Origin of the sequence: Sphingomonas sp. (assembly GCF_041661885.1) — a bacterium.
In the GTDB taxonomy this organism is placed as follows: domain Bacteria; phylum Pseudomonadota; class Alphaproteobacteria; order Sphingomonadales; family Sphingomonadaceae; genus Sphingomonas.
In genome coordinates this window covers 131,138-153,140 of sequence record NZ_JBAZTL010000007.1, presented here as the reverse complement: position 1 = coordinate 153,140, position 22,003 = coordinate 131,138, and the positions used below count along the sequence as shown (strand labels likewise).

20 protein-coding genes are annotated in these 22,003 nt (G+C 63.3%); 5 read left to right on the top strand and 15 right to left on the bottom strand.

Annotated elements, in window-relative coordinates; translation table 11 throughout:
• Positions 1 to 83: 83 nt before the first annotated feature.
• From WC704_RS14380 to WC704_RS14365, 4 genes are all read right to left on the bottom strand, one after another.
• Entirely contained in the window at positions 84 to 2,438 is a 2,355-nt protein-coding gene (locus tag WC704_RS14380) for a PAS-domain containing protein (protein WP_372891026.1), read from the bottom strand.
• Positions 2,439 to 2,562: 124 nt separating this feature from the next.
• Positions 2,563 to 3,981: an adenosylhomocysteinase gene (gene ahcY / locus WC704_RS14375; protein WP_372891024.1), complete on the bottom strand. Its 1,419-nt coding sequence runs from the start codon at positions 3,979 to 3,981 to the stop codon at positions 2,563 to 2,565.
• Positions 3,982 to 4,085: 104 nt separating this feature from the next.
• The gene (locus tag WC704_RS14370; protein ID WP_372891022.1) at positions 4,086 to 4,889 is read right to left on the bottom strand and encodes a hypothetical protein; all 804 of its coding nucleotides are present in this window, start codon (positions 4,887 to 4,889) and stop codon (positions 4,086 to 4,088) included.
• A gap of 237 nt (positions 4,890 to 5,126) precedes the next feature.
• On the bottom strand, positions 5,127 to 5,699 hold the full coding sequence (locus WC704_RS14365) for a YqgE/AlgH family protein (protein ID WP_372891020.1): 573 nt from the start codon (positions 5,697 to 5,699) through the stop codon (positions 5,127 to 5,129).
• Between the two features lie 120 nt (positions 5,700 to 5,819).
• Between WC704_RS14365 and WC704_RS14360 the strand changes: the two genes are divergently transcribed.
• From WC704_RS14360 to WC704_RS14350, 3 genes are all read left to right on the top strand, one after another.
• The gene (locus WC704_RS14360; protein ID WP_372891018.1) at positions 5,820 to 6,299 is read left to right on the top strand and encodes a peroxiredoxin; all 480 of its coding nucleotides are present in this window, start codon (positions 5,820 to 5,822) and stop codon (positions 6,297 to 6,299) included.
• A gap of 117 nt (positions 6,300 to 6,416) precedes the next feature.
• Complete coding sequence (locus WC704_RS14355; RefSeq protein ID WP_372891016.1) at positions 6,417 to 6,692, top strand: hypothetical protein; 276 nt, start codon at positions 6,417 to 6,419, stop codon at positions 6,690 to 6,692.
• Between the two features lie 75 nt (positions 6,693 to 6,767).
• Entirely contained in the window at positions 6,768 to 8,234 is a 1,467-nt protein-coding gene (locus WC704_RS14350; protein WP_372891014.1) for an AMP nucleosidase, read from the top strand.
• Positions 8,235 to 8,290: 56 nt separating this feature from the next.
• Here WC704_RS14350 and WC704_RS14345 read toward each other — a convergent pair.
• From WC704_RS14345 to dusB, 9 genes are all read right to left on the bottom strand, one after another.
• Positions 8,291 to 9,248 (bottom strand): IS630 family transposase gene (locus WC704_RS14345; RefSeq protein WP_372891012.1). Its coding sequence is split into 2 segments (ribosomal slippage): positions 8,291 to 8,894 and positions 8,893 to 9,248, totalling 960 coding nucleotides; the frame shifts between segments, so codons are not numbered across the junction.
• A gap of 63 nt (positions 9,249 to 9,311) precedes the next feature.
• Positions 9,312 to 9,800, bottom strand: a complete 489-nt coding sequence (locus tag WC704_RS14340; protein ID WP_372891010.1) for an N-acetyltransferase — start codon at positions 9,798 to 9,800, stop codon at positions 9,312 to 9,314.
• On the bottom strand, positions 9,778 to 11,064 hold the full coding sequence (hflX, locus tag WC704_RS14335; RefSeq protein WP_372891008.1) for a GTPase HflX: 1,287 nt from the start codon (positions 11,062 to 11,064) through the stop codon (positions 9,778 to 9,780). The genes WC704_RS14340 and hflX overlap by 23 nt, the downstream gene beginning before the upstream one ends.
• Positions 11,061 to 11,609 carry an RNA chaperone Hfq gene (gene hfq / locus WC704_RS14330; protein WP_372891006.1) on the bottom strand — a complete coding sequence of 183 codons (549 nt, stop codon included), beginning with the start codon at positions 11,607 to 11,609 and terminating at the stop codon, positions 11,061 to 11,063. The genes hflX and hfq overlap by 4 nt, the downstream gene beginning before the upstream one ends.
• A gap of 65 nt (positions 11,610 to 11,674) precedes the next feature.
• Positions 11,675 to 13,048: a sigma-54-dependent transcriptional regulator gene (locus WC704_RS14325; RefSeq protein WP_372891004.1), complete on the bottom strand. Its 1,374-nt coding sequence runs from the start codon at positions 13,046 to 13,048 to the stop codon at positions 11,675 to 11,677.
• A gap of 4 nt (positions 13,049 to 13,052) precedes the next feature.
• Positions 13,053 to 15,272, bottom strand: coding sequence for an ATP-binding protein (locus WC704_RS14320; protein ID WP_372891002.1), 2,220 nt, complete (start codon positions 15,270 to 15,272; stop codon positions 13,053 to 13,055).
• Positions 15,273 to 15,366: 94 nt separating this feature from the next.
• The gene (ntrC, locus tag WC704_RS14315; RefSeq protein WP_372891000.1) at positions 15,367 to 16,785 is read right to left on the bottom strand and encodes a nitrogen regulation protein NR(I); all 1,419 of its coding nucleotides are present in this window, start codon (positions 16,783 to 16,785) and stop codon (positions 15,367 to 15,369) included.
• Positions 16,782 to 17,864, bottom strand: coding sequence for a nitrogen regulation protein NR(II) (locus tag WC704_RS14310; RefSeq protein WP_372891292.1), 1,083 nt, complete (start codon positions 17,862 to 17,864; stop codon positions 16,782 to 16,784). The genes ntrC and WC704_RS14310 overlap by 4 nt, the downstream gene beginning before the upstream one ends.
• Positions 17,840 to 18,772 carry a tRNA dihydrouridine synthase DusB gene (dusB, locus tag WC704_RS14305; RefSeq protein WP_372891290.1) on the bottom strand — a complete coding sequence of 311 codons (933 nt, stop codon included), beginning with the start codon at positions 18,770 to 18,772 and terminating at the stop codon, positions 17,840 to 17,842. The genes WC704_RS14310 and dusB overlap by 25 nt, the downstream gene beginning before the upstream one ends.
• Before the next feature lie 172 nt (positions 18,773 to 18,944).
• Between dusB and WC704_RS14300 the strand changes: the two genes are divergently transcribed.
• On the top strand, positions 18,945 to 20,096 hold the full coding sequence (locus WC704_RS14300) for a bifunctional 2-C-methyl-D-erythritol 4-phosphate cytidylyltransferase/2-C-methyl-D-erythritol 2,4-cyclodiphosphate synthase (protein WP_372890998.1): 1,152 nt from the start codon (positions 18,945 to 18,947) through the stop codon (positions 20,094 to 20,096).
• A gap of 2 nt (positions 20,097 to 20,098) precedes the next feature.
• Positions 20,099 to 20,638 (top strand): CinA family protein, encoded by a 540-nt coding sequence (locus WC704_RS14295; RefSeq protein ID WP_372890996.1) that lies wholly within the window; start codon positions 20,099 to 20,101, stop codon positions 20,636 to 20,638.
• Here the strand turns inward: WC704_RS14295 and WC704_RS14290 are convergent.
• On the bottom strand, positions 20,560 to 21,057 hold the full coding sequence (locus tag WC704_RS14290) for a type II toxin-antitoxin system RatA family toxin (protein ID WP_372890994.1): 498 nt from the start codon (positions 21,055 to 21,057) through the stop codon (positions 20,560 to 20,562). The two genes, WC704_RS14295 and WC704_RS14290, sit on opposite strands and share 79 nt — an antisense overlap.
• Positions 21,057 to 21,974: a lipoyl synthase gene (lipA, locus tag WC704_RS14285; protein WP_372890992.1), complete on the bottom strand. Its 918-nt coding sequence runs from the start codon at positions 21,972 to 21,974 to the stop codon at positions 21,057 to 21,059. The genes WC704_RS14290 and lipA overlap by 1 nt, the downstream gene beginning before the upstream one ends.
• Positions 21,975 to 22,003: the final 29 nt, after the last annotated feature.

The following is a 22,003-nucleotide window of genomic DNA, read 5'->3' as shown; positions in this document are numbered from 1 at the left end:
CGTGCGCGAAACCGTGCAATGCTGCCCGGTCGGAGAATGGGCATAGGCCCCTGGTACATACGCATATCGCCCCCGCACCGACATCACCTGCGCGGCAGCGATACGGTGATGAGCGTCCCCTGCCCCGGCTCCGATACCAGATTGATCGTGCCGTCATGCGCCTCGACGAATTGCTTAGCGAGCGGCAAGCCCAGCCCCAGTGCGCGCTCGCCGTCGCGCGTAATACCGGGTTGCGCGAATCGATCGAAGGCGCGCGCCACCGCCTGCGCGCTCATCCCCGCACCATTGTCGGAAACCACGATCCGCACGGTCGCGTCGGTGCCATCGGTGTGGAGCAGGATCCGCCCTCCGGCGGGCGTGCCCGCTACGGCGTGGCGCAACAGATGTTCGATTACTTGCTGCAGGCGCTTCCCATCGCCCGTCGTCACTCCGGTGGATGGCTGGATTTCGACCGCGAAATCGAGCTTCCGTTTCAGCGCCAGTGGAGCAACCGCATCTGCCGCCGCCCGCGCCACCGGTGCCAGATCGATCTTGCGCATTTCCAGTTCGGGAGCCTTGCCCTCCGCCTGGGTCAGGTCAAGCACTTCATCGACCAGCATCCCGAGTCGTTCGACCGATTGCAGGATCGCCTCGACATACCCCGTGGCCGACGCACTCAGTTTCCCCGCATAGCCTTCGTTGAGCATCTCGGCGAAACCGCTGATCGACGTCAGCGGCGTGCGCAATTCATAGCTCATCGTCGCCACGAACGAGGTCTTGATCCGGTCCGCCACTTCGAGCGCTTCGTTACGGTCGCGCAGCGCGCGTTCGATCCGCCGACTGTCGGAAATGTCGAGCATCGTGAACAGGCCATTGCCATCGGGCAGGGGCACCGCCGCAAATTCGAAATGCCGCCCATCGGCAAAGGCCACCCGCCCGCCGCGCTGTTGCCGCTCGACCGTTGCCGCGCGGACAAGATCGGCGATCAGTGAGGCGCGCGCAGGGTTGGAAAGCTGGCGTGACGCGGCTTCGGCGAGCACATCGACACGCGGATGCGTGGCCAGAAATTCCTCTTCAAACCCCCATACCAGGCGGAACTTGTTGTTCCACAATTGCAATCTGCCATCGGCGGCAAATACGCCGAGTGCCTCATACAGATTTTCGAAGGTCGCGGTGCGCACGCGCAGCAGGGTGTCGCGCGCGCTCGCCAACTGCACCTGTTCGGTGCGATCTTCGAAGATCAGCAGCAGGCCGCCATCGGGCAGCGGCTGCGCGACAACGCGCAGATGGACGCCGCCCGGTAAATGCCACTCTTCCTCATGCCCGCCCCCCGCCGCCAGGAACCAGTCACGGCGCTCTGCTTTCCAGCCGGGAAAATCGCGAACTTCGGGGAGACGTTGGGTCTCGCGCATCCGTTCCAGTACGCGGTCAAATTCCGGGCGGTCGGCGAGCCACTCCGCCTTCATCGCAAACAGTCGCCGGAACGGTTGATTGCAAAACACCAGCGATCGGTCGGCGGCAAATTGCACCACGCCCGCCGAAAGACGGTCGAGCATCCCGCGTTGCGCGTCATCGAATCGTTTCAACCGTGCGCGTGCTTGCTCCAGATCCTCGATGTCGATCGCGAAACCCGCGACCCCACCAGTCGACAGCGGCGCATCATAGACGCGCAGCATTCGCCGCTCGCCGCGGATGGTCGCCGGCATCGCTTGCGATTGCACGGTGCGCGTGTCGCGCGCCTGCACCGCATTGGCGAGCGGCCCGCCAACGCCCGATCCCTCAACCAGTTCAAGCCCGCGCGCAATCACGTCTTCGGCGGACGCACCCTCGACCGCGCCGACATATTGCGAATTGACCATCGCCAACCGCAAATCCGCCCCGCGATACCACATTGGCATCGGCGCCGCCTGAATGACCCCGCTCAGATCTTCATACAGCGTGGTCGCATGACCGACCGCATCGCCCAACCGCGCGATTTCGGCTTCACTTTCGGTCGCATCGAACACCCAGAGGATGACGCAGCCCGGGGATTGAAACAATTGCGGAGCCCGCGCGCCGCGGATCATCAGTACGCGGGCGGACCCCCGTGCCTGCACCACGCGCGAAAACTCGCGACCCGATTTCTGCGCGGCAATAATGTCGACCCCCAAAGCGGCCAGATCCTTACCGTCGAGCCCGCCGTCACTCTCCGCAAGGTCGTCAAAATACCGCGGCGTGTTTGCAAGGCCGAGCCAGTCGGCCAACCGCTGTGGACATTCGATGCGCCCATCGGCCCGGATCACCATCGACAGCGCAGGCGCGGATGCGAGCATGGCCTCAAGCCGTGCGTTGTTGGCAAAAGCGTTCGCGGCTTCACGCTTGGCGCGCAGGCCCGAGAAGAGACTCCAAACGGTCCCTCCGATCAGCACCGCCAGCGCAACACCGATCCCCGTGACGCTTATCGCCGAAAGCTCGTTCACCACGCAGGGCCCTGATCCATGAACGACCCATAAGCTAGACAGGCTGCGCGCGGGAAGGCCTCATAAACAAAACGGCCGCCACGGATTTCCGTGACGGCCGATTCTTTTCCAGATTTTTTGGATTTCAATACCGGTAATGATCCGGCTTGAACGGCCCCTCGACCGGCACGCCGATGTAACCGGCCTGCTTCGGGGTCAGCTTCGACAGCTTCACGCCGAGCTTTTCCAGATGCAGCGCGGCCACCTTCTCATCGAGATGCTTCGGCAGGACGTACACTTCGTTCTTGTAATTCTCGCCCTTGGTCCACAGCTCGATCTGCGCCAGCGTCTGGTTGGTAAAGCTGGCCGACATCACGAAGGACGGGTGGCCCGTCGCGCAACCCAGGTTCACCAGGCGCCCCTTGGCAAGGATGATGATCTGCTTGCCATCGGGGAAAGTGACCAGATCGGTGCCGGGCTTCACTTCGTTCCACTCATAGTTCGACAAGGCGGCGATTTGAATCTCGCTGTCGAAATGGCCGATGTTGCAAACGATCGACATCGGCTTCATCGCCTTCATGTGATCGGCGGTGATGACGTCGGCATTGCCGGTCGCGGTGACGAAGATGTCGGCGCGCTTCACCGCGTCGTCCATCGTCACGACCTCGAAGCCCTCCATCGCCGCCTGCAGCGCGCAGATCGGATCGATTTCGGTGACCATCACGCGCGCGCCGCCGTTGCGCAGCGACTGGGCCGAGCCCTTGCCCACGTCACCGAAGCCAGCGACCGCCGCAACCTTGCCCGCCAGCATCACGTCGGTGGCGCGACGGATCGCATCGACCAGCGATTCCTTGCAACCGTAAAGGTTGTCGAACTTCGACTTGGTGACGCTGTCGTTGACGTTGATGGCCGGGAACGGCAGCTCGCCCTTCTTGGCGATTTCGTACAGGCGGTGCACGCCGGTGGTGGTCTCTTCCGAAACGCCCTTCAGGTTCTTGACGGTCTCGGTCAGGTAACCCGGATACTTGGCGACGAACGCCTTCAGCGCGCGCTGGAATTCGACTTCCTCGTCATTCTCCGGCTCGCCGAGCGTATGACCGGCTTCGAGCTTCGCGCCCCACAAAGCGAACATGGTCGCGTCGCCGCCATCGTCCAGGATGATGTTGGCGGTTTCGCCCGAGGTGCCTGCACCCCAGTTGAAGATGTCACCGACATAATCCCAATAATCGGCCAGGCTCTCACCCTTGATCGCGAACACCGGCACACCCGTCGCGGCGATCGCGGCAGCGGCATGGTCCTGCGTCGAGAAGATATTGCACGTCGCCCAGCGCACCTGCGCACCCAGCGCGGTCAGCGTTTCGATCAGCACTGCGGTCTGGATCGTCATGTGCAGCGAGCCGGTAATCCGCGCGCCCTTGAGCGGCTGCGATGCACCGAATTCCTCGCGCAGCGCCATCAGGCCGGGCATTTCGGTCTCGGCGATGTTGATCTCCTTGCGGCCGAAATCGGCAAGGGTGATGTCGGCGACGACATAGTCGGTCGGACGGTCGAGAACGGTGGCCACGCGGGAATCTCCGGATTGGTTGATGGCGCTGCCCGTAACGCGGGTTCGCGCCCAAATCAAATATAAAGATGTCTTTATATCTCCCCCTTGCCCACGTCGCCGTGTCAGGTTGCGGGCTCAGCCCTGGGTGGTTTGATCGCGGTGCGCAGATTGACGATCCGGTTGAGCAGGTCGAACCAGAAGGGCGCGCCCAACATCGCTGCCAATGCCGCGATCAGCCAGCCGCCGATACTCTTGGGCAGGCCATCACCGGCCTCGTAACAGCCGTTGTCGGTGGCGGCCGAAAGCGTAAAAATGTTCGCAACCTGGCATCGCGCACTCCATCCGACGGGAAGCCCGACATTCTGCAACTGGGTCGCCGTCACCGCGAGTGCGTCCTTGCTTTTGGCATCGGGCGACAGGATCAGCGGCGCGAAGGCGGCGACGTCGGCACGCACTTGCTGGTCGCGCGCAAGCCGATTGCCGATCAACACCGGATTGATGTTAATGATGGCAGCAGCAGCGAAGCCCAGTCCAAGCAACCACAATTGTGTCTGCCGCTTGTAACTGCCGCTGACGCGATCCATCGCGCTATCGAACCACGCCTCAAGATCGGCACGAGCCTTGTCGCCTTCGGCCCGCGCGGGATCAAGCGCAGGAGCAATTGCGGCCTTGACCGCCGCGGGCAGCGCTTCGGGTGCCTTGGCCAGCGCGATCACCGCCGCCGCGAAATTCGCGGAGGGGATGTACGAGGGCAAATGGCGACCTTTGCTGCGATACGCCCCGGGGAACAGCGCATAGATTGCGGGTTGTTCATAAAAACGTTCGATTGCCGCAGGATCGCCGCCGAGTAACTCACCGATCGTGCTCTCGAGCAGTTTGGCGCGTGTCTTGAAGATCGCTTCAACACCCTCGCGGACCGATGTCATGATAACACTAAAAAAGCTAAACGTGAGAACAAGACCCAACGCAACTTCAAGCACGACCGAGCCGAACATCGCCATCCCCCCACAGTTTCCCCCGGGTCTTATAGTATAAGCGGCGACGCAAAATACAATGGTGTCAAATACCGTGCCTGCTGAGCATAGTAACTTTAGGAGCCGTTACAGATAACATAATATAAGGTAACGCTTATACTGCGACATCTGCCTTCGCTCGCCGCCGCCTTATGCCCGCCCCGTTTCGTTCGCGAGCAACCGCGAATCGATGCCCGCACTGGCAAATCCGGCATCCCACCGGGCATCGGCGTCGCAGGCATAGAGCAGATCGAGGTTACCCGGCACGTTCAACCAACCGTGCCGGGTCATCTCGCCGTCAAGCTGCCCCTCACTCCACCCGGCATATCCCAGCGCAACCAGCCAGCGCGACGGGCCACGCCCCGCCGCAATCGCCTTCAACACGTCGGTCGTTCCCGAAAGTGCCCATAACGACCCTGCCTGACCGACCACTTCAATCGTATCCTGCCCGGCCCAATCGAGATCGTGCAGCACAAAGCCGCGTCGCGGTTCGACCGGGCCACCAAGATGCACCGCGACGTCGGGCGCTACGCCAGGATCGATCTCCAACTGGCGCAACACCGAATGCAGCCCGAGCCCATCGATCGTGGTGCCGACGCCGATACCGAGCGCACCTTCCGCATCGTGCGCGCACATCGCGATCACCGCACGATCGAAGCGCGGGTCGCCAATGCCGGGCATCGCCAGCAGAAACTGGCCAGTGAGGTTTCGCGCACACTCCATGCCGCCATTCATACGCGGTGACCGCGTTGCTCGCCACGCTTGAAATTCGCGCGCGCTTGCACGACGTACAGCGCGCCGCTCATCCCCCTTTTCCGGGCGGCCCCAATAGGAGAGTTTCCCATGACGATCAGCGTCGGCGACCGCATTCCCACAGTCACGCTTACCAAAGTCACCGCCGATGGCCCGAATCAGGTCAGCTCGGACGAATTCTTCAAGGGCCGCAAGGTCGCGCTGGTCGCGGTTCCCGGTGCCTTCACCCCGACCTGCTCGGCCCGTCACCTGCCGGGCTTCGTCGACAAGGCAGACGAAATCAAGGCCAAGGGCGTGGACGAAATTGCCTTCACCTCGGTGAACGATGCCTTCGTAATGGGCGCATGGGGCAAGGCGAGCAACGCCGGTGCCATCACCATGCTCGCCGACGGCAATGCCGATTTCGCCAAGGCGGTCGGTTTGACCTTCGACGGCTCCAAATTCGGCATGGGCGAGCGCAGCCAGCGTTATTCGATGCTGGTCAATGACGGCGTCGTGGAACAGCTCAATATCGAAGCACCCGGTGCCTTCGAAGTATCCTCGGCCGAACATCTGCTGAGCGAAATCTGATCGCTTCGCCCCGGTTTGCGCCGGGCCGACCGATAGGTACGTTTCGACGCCCACCATGCGGAACCGGGTGCCGCCCTCAAGGGTTGCGCAAAGGACGTTCCAGGAAAGGCCCATGCCATGACCGATACGACGACCGATTCGATCAAGACCCCCGCCAACGACACGATCATCGAACAGGCCGAAGGTCTGTTCGAGCAAGCCAAGGGCGCGCTGAGCGATGCGTTCGAGGCAACCGTGGACGCGGTGAAGGAACATCCGCTGGCTGCCGTGGGCATCGCCGCAGGGGCTGCTGCGGCGGTAGCCGGTGCCGCGTTTGGCGCGAGCAAGCTGCTCGCCAAGGATGACGAACCGGCTGGCTCCTCCAAACCGGCTGGTTCCTCCAAGAAGGCCTAACCTTGGCCAAGGGGCGTGTCGGCCAATACGCCCCTTGGTCTTGCGTACGTAACGATAGCGGCGTAGCGGCTATCCATGACGCACGCTTCCAACCCCGCCGCCACCATCGTCGCCGAACTCGACCGGCTCTATCGCGCCTCGGTCGATCGTCTCCAGGCGGCGCTCACCACCTATCTCACCACCGGCACCCCGCCCTCGCCCGAAAGTCGGCTCGACGGCAGTTTCGCCTATCCTGAAATCCATCTGCGCTATCGTGGTGGCAACCACCGGCCGACGCCGGTCCGGTCCTTCGGGCGGCTGGTGACCGAGGGCGATTACGCGATCAGCGTGACCAAGCCCGCGATCTTTGCCGACTATCTCACCGAACAGTTGACGCTGCTGATCGAAGATTATGACGTTACCGTCGAGGCGGTCGAGGGGCGGCAGGAAATCCCCTTCCCTTACGTGATCGATCCCGGCCATGCGCTGAGCCTGGACCAGGTTTCCGCGCTGGAACTGGCCCGCCACTTTCCGGCAACCGAACTGGCGCATATCGGCGATGAGATCGCCGACGGGCTCTATGCTGTGGCTGACGGGGCGCGCCCGCTGGCGCTGTTTGATGGGCTGCGCACCGACTTTTCGCTTGCGCGGCTGCGGCACTATACCGGCACGCCGCCCGAGCATGTCCAGCGTTATGTGCTGTTCACCAATTACCATCGCTATGTCGACGAATTCGTCCGCTGGGCGTGTGCGCAGCTCGACCCCGATGCCGACGGCAAGCCAAGCCGGTACACCGGCGTTTCCGGCGCGGGCGGCGTGGTGATGCGCGCGGGCGACGATGTCGAGGCGATGCTGGCCGATACGAGCGCGTGGCGGCGGCACCAGATGCCGGCCTATCACCTGATGGCCGAAGACGGCACCGGCATTACGCTCGTCAATATCGGCGTCGGCCCGGCCAATGCCAAGACGATTTGTGACCATCTCGCGGTGCTGCGGCCCGAAGCGTGGCTGATGATCGGGCATTGCGGCGGGCTGCGCCCGAGCCAGCGGATCGGCGACTATGTGCTGGCGCACGCTTATCTACGCGACGATCATGTGCTCGACGATGTGCTGCCCCCGGCGATCCCGGTGCCCGCGATTGCCGAGGTGCAATTGGCGCTCGCCCGCGCCGCCGAGACGATTTCGGGGCAGTCCGGCGACGAGTTGAAGCGCCGCCTGCGCACGGGCACGATCGTCACCACCGACGATCGCAACTGGGAATTGCAATATTCGCGCTCGGCGCTGCGGTTCTCGCTCAGCCGCGCGGTGGGGATCGATATGGAATCGGCGACAATCGCGGCGCAGGGCTATCGCTTCCGCGTGCCCTACGGCACCTTGCTGTGCGTATCGGACAAGCCGCTGCACGGCGAATTGAAGCTGCCGGGCCAGGCCAACCGCTTTTACGAACGCGCGATCAGCGAGCATATGCGGATCGGCATCGAGGCGTGCGAGGAGCTGCGCCGCGAAGGCAAAAAACTGCACAGTCGCAAGCTGCGCGCCTTCAACGAGCCACCGTTCCGCTGAGGCTATTGGAAACTGCGCGGCGCTCGCGCGTTACGGCTGCCTAGAGCATCGTGCCGTTAATCTGACCCATATCCTGCTGCCTTGAAGTAGTTTTGGCATTCGTTGGGAGGGTAGAGTTGGCAGATATCACCGATGGCGTCGATCAGGGCATCGAAGGTTCGGGCTGCGGCTTTTCGGAGCAGGGCTTTGAGTTTTGAGAAGGCCATCTCGATCGGGTTCAGATCGGGGGAGTATTGGGGCAGGAAGAGCATCCATGCGCCACGCTGTCGCACAACGGCCTGGGCATGTGCGCTTTTATGCACCGATAGGTTGTCGAGGATGACAACGTCGCCCGGCTGCAATGTCGGTGCGAGCTGGGTCTCGATGTAGGTGTTGAAGGCTTGGCGATCCATCGCGCCGGGGATCACCCAGGGCGCGGTCAGCCCATCATGACGAAGACCGGCAATGAAGGTCTGCGTACCCCATTTGCCGAACGGGGCGCTGGCCTTGAGACGCTTGCCCCGCCTGGCCCGCCCGCGCAGCCGGGTCATCTTGGTGTTGACCGAAGTTTCGTCGATGAACACCAGCCGCCCAGGCGCTTGCCGCATGGCAGGCTGACGCTCGTTGATCCAGATCCGGCGCCGCTCCGCGACGTCAGCGCGTGCGCATTCCGATGCCATCAACTGTTTTTTTATATGTGAAGCCCGCGCGGCAGAGGAGCCGCGAGATCGAGGCCTCGGCTGCCACCGCTCCGCGCTCGGCCAGGAGCCGGGCCGCCAATTCCGGCATCGTCAGGTCAGGTGTCGCTTCGACCGCTGCCACCAGATACTCCCGGTGATCCGATAACGGCCCTTTGCCCGCCGGACGACCCTGCCGACGCGCAGCAGGCGTTCCTTCACCAACTGCCCGCGCCGTCCAACGTATTGCAGAACTCACACTTACTGAAAACCGCGCCGCCGCCGCCCGCCGAGAACTCCCAGCCAATACTGCCGCAACCACCCGAACTCGTAAATCGTCCGATCGACATATCCCCATGATCCACCTCCTAAGAGGGTGAATCACAATCCAAAGGTCTTGGAAATCCCTTGATTCATAAATTCAATCCGATGCTCTAGTAACGATCCGATCGTAAACGAACACGCCCTCCGCCTCAGCCGCGTACCCGCTAGCTGCAAGCATACCGTCTGCCGTGGTGATCCCAACCCGAATGGCATCGCCATCCGCTTCTACTTGCGGGATATAGCCGTCAAGCAACGGCTGATGTGTCACCCGGCTTGCGCCTGCCGTCATCAGCCATGATGCAGGACATATTCTCCAGCGATTTGTTAAGAGATCTCTCAACACATTGTCTTCATGACAAAGCTTTATATAAATCCGTGGTATAGTGATTGTTTGCGCCAGATCGGCAATCGCCGGGATTGCATCGGCAAAGACATAGCGACACCATTCCTGGTCCGACCGTGTATCCACGCGCCAGCCGCCATGATCGGCCACCGGTATCGGCAATCTCCGTGCAAGCGAGCGGGCGTGGAGCCAGCCTGCGACCAGATCGCGATCGACGCGCTCAGCGCTGGCAGAAGCGCTCATAATCACGCTCGGCCATGCGGACTTCGTAGATCGCCTGTTCGCCCTCGATCGATTGTTCCAGCACCTCGCCATGCGCGTGGAGCCAGGCCGCGCCTGCACCATCGCCGGCATCGAGCAAGATGGTGTAGCGGCGATGGCTCGAGGTCAGCAGCGCGGCAACGGTATCGAGCAAGTCCGACACCCCTTCCCCGCTGAGCGCCGAAATCGCCGCCACGTCATCGCGCCGCGCGGCTTCGCCGAGCAGTTCGACGCGCTCATCGGCGTCCAACAGGTCGAGCTTGTTCCATGCCTCGATCCGCGGGACCGAGAGGTCGACGCCGATATCGCGCAGCACCGCCTCGACATCGTCCTTCTGCGCGATCGTATCGGGATGCGCGATGTCGCGGACATGGATCAGCAAATCGGCCGACACCACCTCCTCCAGCGTCGCCTTGAACGCGGCGACGAGTTGGGTCGGCAGTTCGGACACGAAACCGACGGTATCCGACAGGATTGCCTTGTCGATTCCCGGCAAGGCGATCTGGCGCAGCGTCGGATCGAGCGTTGCGAACAGCAAATCCTCCGCCATCACGTCAGCCCCGGTCATGCGGTTGAACAGCGTCGATTTTCCGGCGTTGGTGTAACCGACCAGCGCGATCACCGGCCACGGCGCGCGCTGCCGCCGGTCGCGGTGCAGCCCGCGCGTGCGCGAAACCTGGTCGAGCTCCTTCTTCAACCGCGCCATGCGATCGCGGATCAAGCGACGGTCGGCCTCGATCTGGGTTTCACCCGGGCCGCCAAGGAAGCCGAAGCCGCCGCGCTGGCGTTCAAGGTGGGTCCAGCTCCGCACGAGCCGCCCCGCCTGATAATCGAGATGGGCAAGTTCGACTTGTAAACGCCCCTCGGCGGTCGCCGCGCGCTCGCCGAAAATCTCAAGGATCAAGCCGGTGCGGTCGATCACCTTGGCCGACAGTGCTTTTTCCAGGTTGCGCTGCTGCACCGGGGTCAGGCTCGCGTCGAACACGACCAGCTCTGCTTCCACCATCCGCACGGTGGCGGCGAGCGCCTCGAGCTGTCCCTTGCCGATCAGCGTCGAGGGCTGCAGCGCGCGAACCTTGATCGCGACGCGATCGACCACTTCGACATGGATCGCCATCGCCAGCCCGGCGGTTTCGGCCAGCCGGGCATCGGCATCCCGCGACGAAATACCGGTGTCGGGATAGACGACAACGGCCTTGGCACCCCGCGCAACATCGTCGCGGTCCCGTTCAAAACCTGTGGTCAATCGTCGTCCGAACCTGCGGTTTCATCCGCCAGATTGAGGGGATGTGCGGGTTGAATGGTGGAGACCGCATGTTTGTACACAAGTTGTGCCATGCCGTCGCGCTGCAGCAACATGCAGAACAGGTCGAACGCCGCGATCTGGCCTTGCAACATCACGCCATTGACCAGGAACATCGTGACATTGTCTTCGGATTTGCGCACCGCATTGAGGAAGATCTCCTGCAATAGCGGATGCTTCTTCTGCGCCTCGCCGACGGCATTGACGATGGCATCGACATCAACGGTATTGGCCGGCATGATCGTCGAAATCGCGTGCTTGTAGATAAGCTGCGACTGCCCGTCGCGGCGCAGCAGCACCGAGAAATTGTCGAACCAGGTAACGATGCCCTGCAGCTTCACGCCCTTCACGAGGAACATCGTGATCGGGGTTTTGGTGCGCCGCAGCGCATTGAGAAACAGGTCTTGGAGAGAGGTGTGCTTGTCGGCCATCGGTCGATCCTTTGTTTTTGGCGGGAGGTTCCCGCGGTGCGCCGGTTCCGGCGTCAAATTAGGTGGCGTACCCGATAGCTATTCTAAGCATGTGCGAGCGGTTCGTCCACCGATCCGGTCGATTAATCGTCGCGTGCCTCGGTAATGCCGAGCAGCTTCAGCTTCCGGTGTAGCGCAGACCGTTCCATGCCGATAAAATTGGCGGTACGCGAAATGTTCCCCGAAAAACGGCGGATCTGGACGCGCAGATACTCCCGCTCAAAGGTTTCGCGGGCTTCGCGCAGTGGCGCACCCATGATCGCGGTCGCCCCGCCGCCCAGTTCTCCCGGGTCGCCGAGCACATCGGGTGGCAGCATATCGAGATCGATTTGCCCGATCCGGTCGCCCGGCGCCATGATGATGGTACGCTCCACGATGTTGCGAAGCTGGCGCACATTGCCGGGCCATTCATAGGATTGCAGCGCGACCATTGCGTCGGGTGCGACGGCGGGCGTGGGAACGCGTCGTTCGGAAGCATAATGCGCCATGAAATGATCGACCAGCGCGGGGATATCCTCGCGCCGCTCGGCCAGCCCCGGAATGGTGACGGGCACGACATTGAGCCGGTAGTACAGGTCCTCGCGGAAGCGCCCTTCGGCGATCTCATGCGTCAAATCGCGCGCGGTGGCGGACACCACGCGCACATCGACCTTGACCACGCGCTGCCCGCCAACGCGGCTGAAACTCTGGTCGGTGAGCACCCGCAGAATACGCCCTTGCGTCGCCAGCGGCATGTCGGCGATTTCATCGAGGAACAGCGTGCCGCCATGCGCCTGTTCGAGCAGCCCGGAGCGGACGAGTTGCCCTCCCTCCTCGATTCCGAACAATTCCTCCTCGACGCGCTCCGGGGTCATCCGTGCGGCGCTGACGACCACGAACGGCGCATCGGCTCGCTGACTCCAGCCGTGGAGCAACCGCGCGGCGACTTCCTTGCCGACGCCGGCTGCCCCCATGATGAGCACGCGGCTCCCGGTTGCGGCAACGCGCTTCAGCGTTGCGCGCACGCCGTTGATCGCGCCGGAATTGCCCGTCAAATCGGTATCACGGCCGACCACCGCGCGCAGGCTGGCGATCTCACGGCGCAGGCTTTCGGTTTCGGTCGCACGCGCGACCATCAGCAACAACCGCTCGGCCTCGAACGGTTTTTCGATGAAGTCTGCCGCACCACGCCGGATCGCGGCGACGGCGGTATCGAGGTTGCCATGCCCTGAAATCATCAACACCGGAATCGACGGGTCGCGCCGCTTGATCTCGTCGAGCAGTTCCAGCCCGTCGAGCCGCGAGCCCTGCAACCAAACGTCTAACAACACCAGCGACGGCCGCCGCACCGAAATCGCCTCCAGGGCGGAATCGCTGTCAGCCGCGACGCGCGCGCCATAGCCTTCGTCTTCGAGCACACCAGCGACCAGATCGCGAATATCGCGTTCGTCATCAACGACAAGGATGTCCAGGGGCATAAGTTCAGGTCCGGTTTTGCGAGAGTTGCAGGGGTGGCGTTTCGGCGATGCCCCCATCGCCTCCATCACCGGTGTCGAGATTGGCCAGCATCTTGGTGTCGAAACTGACCGTTACGATCGTGCCGCCGCCCGGTCGGTCGGCAAAGGTCATCGTACCGAAATGTTCCTCGACGATCTTCTTGACGATCGCGAGGCCAAGGCCCGTACCACGCGCGCGCGTCGTGACATAGGGCTCGACGATCCGATCGCGCGCGGCGGGCAGGCCGATGCCGGTGTCGGCGACGATAATGGTGGTACGCTCGGCGCTTTCCTCCAGCGTCATCGCGATGCTCGCCTCGGCGGCGCCGGGATTGGCCTCAACCGCCTCGACCGCGTTTTTGACGATGTTGGTCAACGCCTGCCCGATTTGGCGCCGGTCGCACACCAGCATCGGGCCGGGGTCATCGTGCGTCAGGCTGAAGACCACGCCGGGATGCGCGACTTCGTGCAAGAACAGCGTTTGCCGCGCAAGATCGACGAGCGATTCCTCGCGGAACACAGGTTTTGGCATCCGCGCGAACGAGGAGAATTCATCGACCATGCGCCGCAAGTCGCCCACCTGACGAACGATCGTATCGGTCAGCCGCGCAAAAGTGGTGTCCTCGGGGTCGATCTGCTTGCCATAACGGCGCTGGAGCCGTTCCGCAGCGAGCTGAATCGGGGTGAGCGGGTTCTTGATTTCGTGCGCAATGCGCCGCGCGACATCGGACCAGGCCGCACGGCGTTGATCGAGCAATTGGCCGGTAATGTCATCGAAAGTCAGGATCGGCCCTTCGACCGCGCGCGTGACCTTCACCGCCAGCGTGCGGGCCTCGTTCCCGGCACCGATTTCGATGATCGCCTCGCGCTCCGTCCCGTCGAGCAGATTTGCCAGTTCGGGTGAGATTACCTTCAACGGTTTCCCCACCGGCGCGTCCTCGGGCCCGTCGAGCAAGATGATCGCCGAGCGGTTGATGAGACGTATCGTCCCGTCCGGCGCGACCGAAATGACCCCGGCGGTGACGCCCGACATCACCGCCTCGATCAAAGCGCGACGGCTTTCGAGGGCCCCGGTTTGCGCCTGTAAACGCTCGGTCATCTGGTTGAAGGCGCTGGTCAGCGTGCCGATTTCGTCATCGGTTTTCGGTTCGGGAACGCGGGCGGTAAAATCGCCCGTCGACACCAGATCCGCAGCCGCAACCAGCGCGCCCAGCGGCCTAACGATGCGATCCGCCACCTCCAGCGCAATCCACACCGCAATCGCGATGATGAGCAGTGAGATGCCGAGCAGCGCGGCGTTGAATTTCAACTGCAGGGATCGTGAGCGCGCCAGAAAGTCGCGATAGCTCGAGAGCACTGCAGCGCTGCGCTTTGACTGCGCTTCCATCACCCGTACGTCCGATATGGCTACGGTTAGAAGATATACGTTTGTGGTTCCCGGCACGGCCACAAGCGTTTTAATTCTGTCAGCTTTTACCGTTGTAATGCTCGGAATGCGCTGCTGCACGTCTTCAATATCAGACCGGCTTATTTCCCTGGACAAGTCCATCTGGTCCGGGTTGACACCTATGATGATCTGAGGGCGATCTTTTGCATATACAAACAGAAATGCGTCGGAAAAACCTCTGTAATAAACCTGATATTTTCCAAAAGAATAAGGATAATCAGCCGCGCGAACCTGGTTATCCTGAAAATCCTTTCCGATATCTTGCGCTGCAATCACGGTTGCAACCTGCCAGCGCTGCAACATTTGCTGGTATGATGTTTTCGCGACTCCGGTAGCATTTTCGATCATGCTACGAGCCTGATCGGAGTACCAAAATTGCACACCATATTGAAACAGCAGCGACGCGAAGATCACCACAAAAAGCGTCGGCACGGCTGCGATGACCGAAAACAATCCGACCAATCGCACGTGCAGACGTCCACGTCCCCCGATCGGCAAACGCGACGCACGCCGCATTGCGATGCGGCGTCCAAGCAATACGAGCAGTGCGATGCCCGGCAGCAAATTTGCGAGCAACAGGGAGGCCACAAGTGCCGGGCTCAATAACGCGTCCGCATTGCTACCCCGCGCAATGAACAGATAGCTCGCTGCGGCAATCAGGATCGCAATGGCGAGGACGGTGAGTTCCAGGAAGCGCGCGACGTGGAACCGAGGCGACACGCCGTTCGTACCCGGAACCGAAAGCACAGACTCACTCATAGTGACATTCCTACAACGCTTGCGTTGCAAGGAAAACACACAAAAATGGGTTAGTCCCAAACCCGGACCGGATGAGCGCGCACGACCGTCCCGATCAGGGATCGATACCCAACAGGTCGAGCCGTTTGCGCAGCGTATTGCGGTTGATTCCCAATGCCCGCGCCGCGCGCAACTGGTTCTGGCCGTGGCGCGCGAGCAGCGCCTCGATCAACGGCCGTTCCACCTCGGCGATGATGCGGTCATACAGCGTGCCGTCATCAAGCGCCGCGGGTTCCTCGATTGCCAGCCGCTCGATCCGTGCGCGAATCGCGGCCTCGATCCCCGCATCCCCGATCATCGGCGTCGATGGCAGCGCACCACCCAGCATCGCGCGCATCTCATCCGCGTCGATTCGCTCGTCACGCGCCAGCACGGCGATGCGCCGCATCATATTTTCCAGCTCGCGGACGTTACCCGGCCAGTCATAGGCCTCGATCACGGCGACCGCGTCGGCATCGAGCTGCTTGCGCGGCAAGCCGTCTTCTGCCGCCCGGTCGAGAAAATGGCGGGCGAGCAGGGGAATGTCCTGCCGCCGCGCACGCAAGGCGGGCAGCAGCACCGGCACGACGTTCAGGCGATAAAACAGATCCTCGCGAAACTGCCCTACCGCCACCAATTGCGCGAGATCACGATTGGTCGCGGCGACGATACGCACGTCGGCGCGAATCGTGCGCGCGCCGCCAACGGTGGTGAACTCGCCCGATTGCAGCACGCGCAACAGCCGCGTTTGCGCCTCCATCGGCATGTCGCCGATTTCGTCGAGGAACAAGGTGCCGCCCGCCGCCTGTTCGAAGCGCCCCGCCGATCGCGCCTGCGCGCCGGTAAAGGCGCCGCGTTCATGGCCGAACAATTCCGCCTCGATCAACTCGCGCGGGATCGCGGCCATGTTGAGCGCGATGAAGGGCGAGCGGCGGCGCGGCCCCAAATCGTGGATCGCCCGCGCGACCAGTTCCTTGCCGGTGCCCGATTCACCCGAGACCAGCACGGTCAAATCGTTCGAAACCACCCGCGCGATGATGCGGTACACATCCTGCATCGCGGGCGAGCGGCCGATCAGCGGCAGCGCGCGATCCTCCGCCTCGATCGGCTCGGCCACTTCGCCCGATCCCCGCGCAAGCGCGCTCTGGACGGTGCGCGACAGCACATCGAGATCGAACGGTTTTGGAAGATAGTCGAACGCGCCGACTTCGGTGGAGCGCACCGCCGTGGTCAACGTGTTCTGCGCCGACAGCACGATCACCGGCAGCCCCGGATAGCCGCGAACGACGCGATCGACGAGATCGAGCCCATTGCCATCGGGCAGCACGACATCGGTAATCAGTACGTCGGGGGCTGCCGTGGCAAGGTGTATCTCGGCCTCGGCCACCGTCGCCACGACGACCACGCGGTGGCCGTCGCGCTTCAACGCCTGCCCCACCACCGTGCGGATGGCGGCATCATCGTCGACAACCAGGATGCGTCCGGTGCGGGTCATGCGCCCCCACGCGGCAGCATGATGCGAAATACGGTCATTGGCGGCGTTCCTTCACGCGCAAACTGGATGATCCCCCCCATATCGCGCACCAATTTGTCGACAAGCGCAAGGCCAAGCCCCTGCCCCTCGGGCTTGCCCGAGATGAACGGGTCGAACAGATGCTCGGCAATGTCGGCGGGCGGCCCCGGGCCATTGTCGATCACGCAAATCTCGATCGGCAGCGGTCGACGCGGTTTGCCGGGGGCGGGCGCGATCGCCATCCCGTGACGATAAGCGGTGGCCAGCGTGATCCGCGCATCGGCTTGGTCGCGCACCGCCTCGCTCGCATTCTTGAGCAAGTTGAGCACCACTTGCAGCGTCGCATCGCGATCTATCTGAACCGGTGGCAAGGACGGATCGAAGCGTTCGTCGATCACGACGTGTTGCCCGAAGCCGGCCAACGCCACGCGCCGTGCGTGATCGAGCAGGGGATAGATATTTTCAGGCGCGAGCTGCAAGGGCCGCGTGTCGGTGAAATCCTGCATCCGGTCGATCAACGCCGCAATCCGATCGACTTCGGTGGTGATGAGCGTGGTCAGTTCCGCCGCACCCTTGGCCTTGGACAGCAATTGCGCCGCACCGCGAATGCCCGATAGCGGGTTCTTGATTTCATGCGCCAGCATCGCCGCCGCGCCGATCGCCGCACGCGCAGCCGAAGCACGATCGGCATTGTGGCCCATCCGCCGTGAGGCGGCGGCGTGGTGCAGCGTGATCGTTTGCCAGCCGGGATGATCGGCAATGCGCGATACGCCATAATCGACGCGCACCTTGCCGCCACGCCGCAACACGATTTCGATATCGAACGCCGCGAAACCGTGATTGTCGCGCGGATTCTCGTCCTCGGGCGCCTTCAGGATTGACGCCAAGGGCTGGCCGAGCATCGCGCGCTCGGACAGATTGAGCAGCGCCTCGCACTCGGCATTGGCATGGGCGACGCGCGACTCTGGATCGACGACGAGCACCGCCACCGGCAGTGCGGCGAACAGTTCTGCGAAATCGGGGCCTTGGGGCGCGCTCACGCGGCGGCGCGGCTGCGCCAGGGAGCGTAAAATTCCGCAAGCATCGCCTGGACCACCTTGGGATCGGCAATCTGGTTCACGCGATTGCGGAACTCGGCAGACCCATGCAGCCCGCGCGTGTACCAGCCGATATGTTTGCGCGCCATATTGACGCCGGTCTCATTGCCATAATGGCTGAGCATTGCTTCGTAATGTTCTGCGATAACGGTATATTGTTCCTCGATCGACGGGTCTTCGACGCGGCGACCGCTGGCGAACCACTCCATCACCTGCCCCAGCAGCCACGGGCGACCATAGGACCCGCGCCCGATCATCACGCCATCCGCGCCCGACTGGTCGAGCGCTGCTTCGGCATCCTCGATCGAGCAGATGTCGCCATTGGCGATCACGGGAATCGTCACCGCGTCCTTCACCGAGCGGATGAACGCCCAATCGGCATTCCCTTTATACATCTGGTTGCGCGTGCGACCGTGAACGGTGACGAGCTTCACCCCCAGGTCTTGCGCGATGCGCGCGAGTTGGGGGGCGTTCAGGCTGTTATGATCCCAGCCCATCCGCATCTTCAGCGTGACGGGCACGCTCACCGCCTCGACCACGCCCTTGATGATCGCACCGGCATTGTCGAGATCGCGCATCAAGGCGGAACCCGCATCGCCATTGGTCACCTTGCGCACCGGGCAACCCATGTTGATATCGATGATCGCGGCGCCACGATCCTCGCTCAGCTTCGCCGCTTCGCCCATTTCATAGGACGTACAGCCGACGAGCTGCATCGACACCGGATCCTCGATCGGGTGCCACGCCGCCTTTTGCAGCGACTGGCGCGTTTCGCGAATCGCCGCCTGGCTCGCGACCATCTCGGTGACGTTGAGGCCCGAGCCATAGCGCCGCACCAAAGTGCGAAACGGCATGTCGGTGACGCCCGTCATCGGCGCGAGGATCACGGGGCTCGCAATCGTCACGGGGCCGACGCTCAGGGGGCGGAGAGTACGCGAAGTCACGGGATGGAATCTGCCTGAAAAACGGGCAGGCTATAGGCGAAAGCCCGTCTTGCAGCAAGGCGGGCTGGCGGGCGGTCGCGGCTTGGGCTAGGCGCGCGGCATGACCTCGACCAAGACCGCCGCCATCATCGTCGCCGCCGGCACCGGCGTCCGTTCGGGCAGCACCGTTCCAAAGCAATATGCCCGCGTTGGCGGCAAGGCGGTGCTGGCGCACAGCTATGCCGCCTTGCGCAACCACCCCGCGATCGACCGCGTCATCGTGGTAATCGGTGAGGGCCAGGAGCCTGCCTTATACGACACGATCGGCAGCGCTGAACATGTCACAGGCGGCGCAACCCGGCGTATGTCGGTGCTGGCTGGGCTCGAAGCGCTGACAAGCGCGCCCCCTGCCCGCGTGCTGATCCATGATGCTGCCCGCCCGTTCCTGAGCGCCGCCGTGATCGACCGGCTGATCGCGGCGCTCGACACGCATGACGGCGCTGTCCCCGCTTTGCCGGTGGCGGACACGCTTGCGCGCGGCGAGAGCGAGCTGGGCGAAACCGTTCCCCGCGACGCCTTGCACCGCATCCAGACGCCGCAAGCCTTTCACTTTGCCACCGCCCTTGCCGCGCATCGCGGCTGGACCGGCGACGAACCGACCGACGACGCGCAAATGCTGCGCGCCGCCGGTGGCCGAGTCGCGCTGGTCGAAGGAGATTCCATGCTCGAAAAAATTACCCATCCCGCCGATTTCGCGGCTGCCGAGGCGCGGCTTGCCGCCACGATGCGCTCCCGCACCGCCACCGGCTTCGACGTCCACCGTCTTGAGGTGGGCGAGGAATTGTGGCTGGGCGGCGTGCTGATCCCGCATGACAAGGGCCTGTCGGGGCATAGCGACGCCGATGTCGCGCTCCACGCCATTACCGATGCGCTGCTCGGCACGATCGCGGCGGGCGATATCGGCACGCATTTCCCGCCCAGCGACCCGCAATGGCGCGGCGCGGATTCGGCGCAGTTCCTGCAGCACGCTGCCTCGCTGATCGCGGCGCGCGGCGGCATTATCGACTTCATCGACCTGACGCTGATCTGCGAGGCCCCCAAGATCGGCCCGCACCGCATCGCGATGCGCGACCGTATCGCGGAACTCTTGCGGCTCGACGCGGATCAGGTCAGCATCAAGGCGACGACGACCGAGCGATTGGGCTTTACCGGGCGTGGCGAGGGGATCGCGGCGCAGGCCGCCGCCACCGTCCGGGTTCCAGGGGAGCGATAACGATGGATACCATCCTGCCCGCCGAACTGGTGGAGGCCGCCCGTAAGGTGGTTACCGCCAATCTCGCCGCCGGTCGCCGCGTGGCGCTCGCCGAAAGCTGCACCGGTGGCTTGGTCGCCGCCGCAATCACCGAAATCGCGGGGTCGTCCGAAATGTTCGAAAGCGGGTTCGTCACCTATTCCAACGACGCCAAGCTGGAGATGCTGGGGGTAAGTGCCGATGTGCTCGAAACCTTCGGTGCGGTATCGGTGGCAACGGCGTGGAGCATGGCGCAAGGCGCGCTGGAGGCGAGCGGTGCCGATGTCGCGGTCGCGATTACCGGCGTCGCAGGCCCCGGCGGAGGCACCGAGAAGAAGCCCGTCGGCACGGTCGTGTTTGCGCGCGCTGAACGTGGCGCCGACCCTGGGCATGTCGTTGCCGACCGCAAGGATTTCGGCGATCTCGGGCGTGGCGGCGTGCGGCTTCAGGCTGCGTTGTGCGCGCTCGAACTGCTGCTGCCATCCGAAGACGATACCGCCCCCGAAGTCGAGGAAGCCCCGTAAAGCACCGCAGCGCGATCCTCGAACGCGCCGATCATCTTGCGGAGCGCGGTGCCGAACACCTGGCCCGCGAGCATTTCGAACACGCGGTTCTTGAACGCAAAATCGACCGTGAAATCGACCGCGCAGCCGCTGCCGTCGGGCCGGAACACCCATTCGTTGCGCAGATATTTGAGTGGCCCGTCGAGATACTCGACCTCGATCCGGTCGGGCCGGTGCTTCTCGACCTTCGACGTGAAGGTTTCGCGCAGGCCCTTGAAGCCGACGATCATGTCGGCGACCATTTGCGTCTCGCTGTTCGAGCGCACCCGGATCGCCGATACCCACGGCAGGAACTCGGCATAGCGCGCGACATCGGCGACCAGATCGAACATTTGTTCGGGCGTGTAAGGCAGCCGCCGCGTTTCGGAATGGCGTGGCATCAGCGCTGGGCGAGCTTTGCCTCCCGCGCGGCGCGCAGGCGGGCGAAATCGTCACCGGCATGATAGCTCGACCGCGTCAGCGGCGAACTAGCGACCAGCAGGAACCCCTTGGCGCGCGCGATCGCGGCATAGGCGTCGAACACGGCGGGGGTGACGAAATCCATCACCTTGGCGTGGCGGGGAGTGGGTTGCAGATACTGCCCCATCGTCAGGAAGTCGATCTCGGCCGAGCGCATGTCGTCCATCACCTGATGCACTTCGAGCCGCTCTTCGCCCAGCCCCAGCATCACGCCCGATTTGGTGAAGATCGAGGGATCGTGGCGCTTCACGCTCTCCAGCAGACGCAACGAGGCATAATAACGCGCGCCGGGGCGGATCGTCGGATAGAGGCGCGGCACGGTTTCGAGGTTGTGATTGTACACGTCGGGCCGCGCCGCGACGATCGACTCGACCGCCGCCTGCGTCTTGTTGCGGAAATCGGGGGTGAGAATTTCGATCGTCGTGTTGGGCGTGGTGCGGCGCAGCGCCTCGATTACCTTGACGAATTGCGACGCACCGCCATCGGGCAGATCGTCACGGTCGACCGAGGTGATGACGATATGTTCGAGGCCCAGCTCGGCGGCGGCATCGGCGGTGTGCTGCGGCTCGAGCGCATCGACCGCGCGCGGCATACCCGTCTTCACGTTGCAGAAGGCGCAGGCGCGCGTGCAGGTGTCCCCCAGGATCATCACCGTCGCGTGCTTCTTGGTCCAGCACTCGCCGATATTGGGGCAAGCCGCTTCCTCGCACACGGTGTTGAGGTTGAGGCGGCGCATCATCGCCTTGGTTTCGCCAAAGACCGCGCCGCCGGGCGCCTTCACGCGGATCCAGTCGGGCTTGCGTTGACGCGGGCGGGCGAGCGGGGACATCTCGTTCATGGCGCAGCAGATAGCGACTGCCGCGCGCC